This is a genomic window from Hyphomonas sp., assembly GCF_040882205.1.
Taxonomy (GTDB): domain Bacteria; phylum Pseudomonadota; class Alphaproteobacteria; order Caulobacterales; family Hyphomonadaceae; genus Hyphomonas.
On sequence record NZ_JBBEBT010000190.1, the window covers coordinates 1 to 3,806 of the forward strand.

The following is a 3,806-nucleotide window of genomic DNA, read 5'->3' on the forward strand; positions in this document are numbered from 1 at the left end:
ACGCGCCGTGCAAAGGGCTGGGCGCCGCCGTACGGGTACGCCGATGATCGCGCTGGTCGGATATACCAATTCCGGCAAGTCGACCCTGTTTAACCGGCTCACCGGCGCCGATGTCTTCGCCAGGGACATGCCATTTGCGACGCTCGATCCGACGATCCGCAAGGTCCAGCTTCCTTCGCTCGGGGAAGCGGCCCTGATTGATACGGTGGGGTTCATATCGGACCTGCCGACCCACCTGATCGACAGCTTTCAGGCCACGCTCGAGGAGTCCCTGCAAGCCGACTTGCTCGTGCATGTGCGCGACCGGGCGAGCGAAGCAGACATCGAGCAGGCGGCGGATGTGATGACCGTGCTGGCGCGGCTCGAGAAGGGTTCCGGCTTGACGCTGCCGCCGATGATCGAAGCCTGGAACAAGATCGATGCGATGCTGCCGGCGCGCGCGGAAGCGATGAAGACCCTCGCCGCGTCGGAAACGGACACGCCTGCGGTGGCGGTATCCGCGCTGACCGGCAATGGCATCGGTGCGCTGCTTCATCTGATCGAAAAGTCCATTCTGGGCGGTCAGCAGGAAATCGAGCTTGTCCTTGCGCCGGAGCAGGGACGGGCCCGGGCCTGGCTTCACCAGAAGGGCGATGTCGTTGACGAAAGCCCCGAAGACGACGGCGCGTCACATCTTGTCGTGCGCCTTTCGGTCGAGCGGCTGGGCCAGTTCAAGTCGGAGTTTCCGGGTTTGATCAAGGCTCAGATCTAGCCTCGCTCAGTTTGTTTCACACGCTGCCAATAGGCTTCCTGCGCGTCGAGTGACAGCGACGCAAAATCCACGCCTTCGCAGGTCGCGGCCGTTTCCATGGCCCGGAAGCGGCGCTCGAACTTGGCGTTTGCCTTGCGCAGCGCCTGTTCCGGATCGACCGAGAGGCGGCGGGCGAGGTTGGCCATAACGAAAAGCAGATCGCCGACTTCGTCCTCGATGGCGGCTGCATCGCCGCCAGCAATGGCTTCTTTCACCTCCGCGATCTCCTCCTCGAGCTTGTCGAAGATCGGAGGCGTTTCGGTCCAGTCGAAACCGGTGCGCGCAGCGCGCTTCTGAAGCTTCTCGGCGCGCAGCAGGGACGGTAGCGCGCGAGCCACGCCGTCGAGAGCGCTCGGTTGTCCATCGGCGCGGGATTTCTTTGCGCGCTCGGCGGCCTTCACCTCCTCCCAGGCGACGGTTTGTTCGTCTGCGGAGCGTCCGTCGCGGTTCTCGCCGAAGACGTGCGGATGGCGGCGGATCATCTTTTCGTTGATCGCGGCCACGACATCGGCCAGTGAGAAGGCGCCGGCTTCTTCCGCCATCCGGCTATGGAACATCACCTGAAACAGCAGGTCGCCCAACTCGTCCCGCAGCTCGCCCATGTCGCCGCGTTCGATTGCATCGGCGACCTCGTAGGCTTCCTCGATCGTGTAGGGCGCGATCGTGGCGAAGTCCTGCCCGAGGTCCCAGGGGCACCCCTCAGCCGGGTCTCGAAGGCGCGCCATGATGCGCGCGAGTTCGCGGAACGCGCCGGCTGCTTCGAGGGTCCTGTCTTCAATGCCGGCCATGCGGGGCTCCCGTTGATCAGAGCTGGTCTTGCCTTGCCGGCTCCTGGCACGCAAGCCACCGGGCAAGCGCTGGCGGACAGGTGATTGACATGGCCGCCCAGCCGGAGGACGTCAGAGCGTTCTGAATGCATGTTTGGCCGAAATCAGTTCCGGCAAGGTGAGGGTATGAAGGACAAGCTGGCGCTGATTGGGCTCGAATGGGCCGGCTCGCACCTTCGCGCCTGGGCTTTCGACGGTGAGGGCGATGTCCTGTCTTCCGTCCAGGTCCGCGAAGAGGCAGTGGCCGGACATGCTGATTGGCCGGGCCGGGTGCAGTTCCATCTGGCTGAATGGCTGGGCGCGTCTCCGCAGGTGCCGGTGATCGGCAGCGGGGATGTATCGGCTGACTTGCTGCAGGCCGGCGGTAATCGGCTGACGGCGCCGCTCCAGCTTTCGCAGCTTCCGGCCCATCTCGGGACTGCCCGGTCCATTCATCTCGTCCCGTGGATCGGGCAGCTGTCGCCGCCGGACCTGACCTGCGGTGCTGAAACAATCCTTTTTGGCCTCGATGAGGCGAATGGCGCCATCTGCATTGCGGGACTGCACACCCAGCACTGCGTGGTGGAGCACGGCCGCCTGCTGGAATTCTCGACCGAGATCACCGCCGAGCTTCGCGACCTTCTGCTGTCGCATGGAACCCTGTCACTTCAGGCGCCGGGCCCGCAGGCGTTTGACATGAAAGTCTTCAGGGACTGGATCGAACGTGCCCTCGATACCGACGACGCTCCACCTGTCTTTTCGGTCGAGGCGGCAATCCGGCAAGGCATCCTGTCGCCCGCCAACAAGGCCGCGGCGCTGGCCGGGCTGATGATTGGCGCCGATGTCGCGGCGCATTATGATCCTGGAGACGAGGTGCTCCTCGTTGCGGACGGACCGCTGCTGGAGGCCTATGGCTTTGCGCTCGAGGCCCTTGGCGCCGATGTCGAGGAAACCTCGGCCATCGAAGCCTTGCAGGACGGACTGTTCGAAATCGCCGATCTTGCCGGACTGCTCGGCGAAGATTAAGGCCCGCTGAGACAGGTGAGGAAGCCCGACCTTAGATGATCATCACGCCTGAATGTGTTGCGCCCACCGGATGCCTTAACGGCCAGTCGCCGCTGTGGAGCCACAGCGAAGGGTTCCTGTGGTGGGTCGACCAGCGGCGCGCCAAGCTGCACCGCTACAATCCGCGCACCGGCAACACGCGCCGCTACGAGCTTCCGGTGCGCCCCAGCCGGATCGTGCTGTTCGACGGTCTCCTGATGATGGCGGCTGACAGGGAGATCGGCTTTTTCGACCCTGCAACCGAAGTCTACGAGCGCCTGGCCATCGTCGCCGGCGAGCTTGAAACAAATCGGACCAGTGATGGCGGCGTGGCGCCGGATGGGTCCTTCTGGTTTGCAACCGAGGACGACGCCGAGCGCGAGCCGGTCGGCAATTACTACCGCTACGGCCCCGACAAGGTCATTTCTCCGATCCGTCTACCTTCGGTGATGGTGTCACGGACCTTCGAATTCTCACCCGATGGCCGAACGTTCTACACCTGCGATTCGACCGAGTGCGAAATCCTCGCGCACGATTTTGACCCTGAAACCGGCGCCGTTTCTGGCCGCCGGACCTTCGCGTTTACGCATGAACTGGGGGGGCTGCCGTTTGGCTCGACGGTCGATCAGGAAGGCGGTCTGTGGACCTGCCTGCACGGGGCCTCCCGGGTTGTGCGCTTCACGCCCGATGGCCAGATCGACCAGGTGATCGTGCTGGCGGCGCCGCTGCCAACCGGCTGCGCACTGGGGGGGGAGGACCTGCGCACGCTGTTCATTACGACTTCGCGGGCGGGACTGAGTTTCCCGCAACTCGATTCGCGCCCGCTGTCGGGCAGCCTGTTTGCCATCACAGTGGATGTTCCCGGCCTTCCAGCGCGTTCGTTCGGCAGAAAGGGTTAGCGCCGCGTATCCATCTGGTTGCGGGCGATCACCATGCGGTGAACTTCGCTCGGGCCATCATAGATGCGCATGTTCCGGATCCGTCCCGCCATCAGGTGCAGCGGCATTTCCTTGGTCATGCCCATCGCGCCGAAGCATTGCATCGCATGATCGATCACCTCGGTGGCCATCTCCGGCGCATAGACTTTGATCATCGAGATTTCCGACCGGACATCCTGGCCCTGGTCGATTTTCCAGGCGCAGTCATAGGCCATCAGCCGGGCAGCG

5 protein-coding genes are annotated in these 3,806 nt (G+C 63.9%); 3 read left to right on the plus strand and 2 right to left on the minus strand.

Features of this window, described 5'->3' with window-relative positions; genetic code table 11:
- A partial coding sequence (locus WEA77_RS07750) for an HflX GTPase family protein (RefSeq protein WP_368067293.1) occupies positions 1–751 on the plus strand: 751 nt, incomplete at its 5' end.
- Here the strand turns inward: WEA77_RS07750 and mazG are convergent.
- A complete protein-coding gene (gene mazG, locus WEA77_RS07755) occupies positions 748–1,578 on the minus strand; it encodes a nucleoside triphosphate pyrophosphohydrolase (protein ID WP_368067294.1) in 831 nt (276 codons plus the stop codon). The two genes, WEA77_RS07750 and mazG, sit on opposite strands and share 4 nt — an antisense overlap.
- A 165-nt stretch (positions 1,579–1,743) precedes the next feature.
- On the opposite strand from mazG, the gene WEA77_RS07760 reads away from it, so the two are divergent.
- Both WEA77_RS07760 and WEA77_RS07765 read left to right on the plus strand, forming a co-directional pair.
- Positions 1,744–2,622 carry a 2-dehydro-3-deoxygalactonokinase gene (locus tag WEA77_RS07760; protein WP_368067295.1) on the plus strand — a complete coding sequence of 293 codons (879 nt, stop codon included), beginning with the start codon at positions 1,744–1,746 and terminating at the stop codon, positions 2,620–2,622.
- A 35-nt stretch (positions 2,623–2,657) separates the two neighbouring features.
- Positions 2,658–3,539: an SMP-30/gluconolactonase/LRE family protein gene (locus WEA77_RS07765; protein WP_368067297.1), complete on the plus strand. Its 882-nt coding sequence runs from the start codon at positions 2,658–2,660 to the stop codon at positions 3,537–3,539.
- Here WEA77_RS07765 and WEA77_RS07770 read toward each other — a convergent pair.
- A partial coding sequence (locus WEA77_RS07770; protein WP_368067298.1) for an acyl-CoA dehydrogenase family protein occupies positions 3,536–3,806 on the minus strand: 271 nt, incomplete at its 5' end. The genes WEA77_RS07765 and WEA77_RS07770 overlap by 4 nt on opposite strands.

What these genes read in the sequence shown, in the direction of transcription:
- WEA77_RS07760 (WP_368067295.1), top strand. Translation starts at nt 1,744, where the DNA reads ATGAAGGACAAGCTGGCGCTGATTGGGCTCGAATGGGCCGGCTCGCAC.
- WEA77_RS07765 (WP_368067297.1), top strand. Translation starts at nt 2,658, where the DNA reads ATGATCATCACGCCTGAATGTGTTGCGCCCACCGGATGCCTTAACGGC.
- mazG (WP_368067294.1), bottom strand. Translation starts at nt 1,578, where the DNA reads ATGGCCGGCATTGAAGACAGGACCCTCGAAGCAGCCGGCGCGTTCCGC.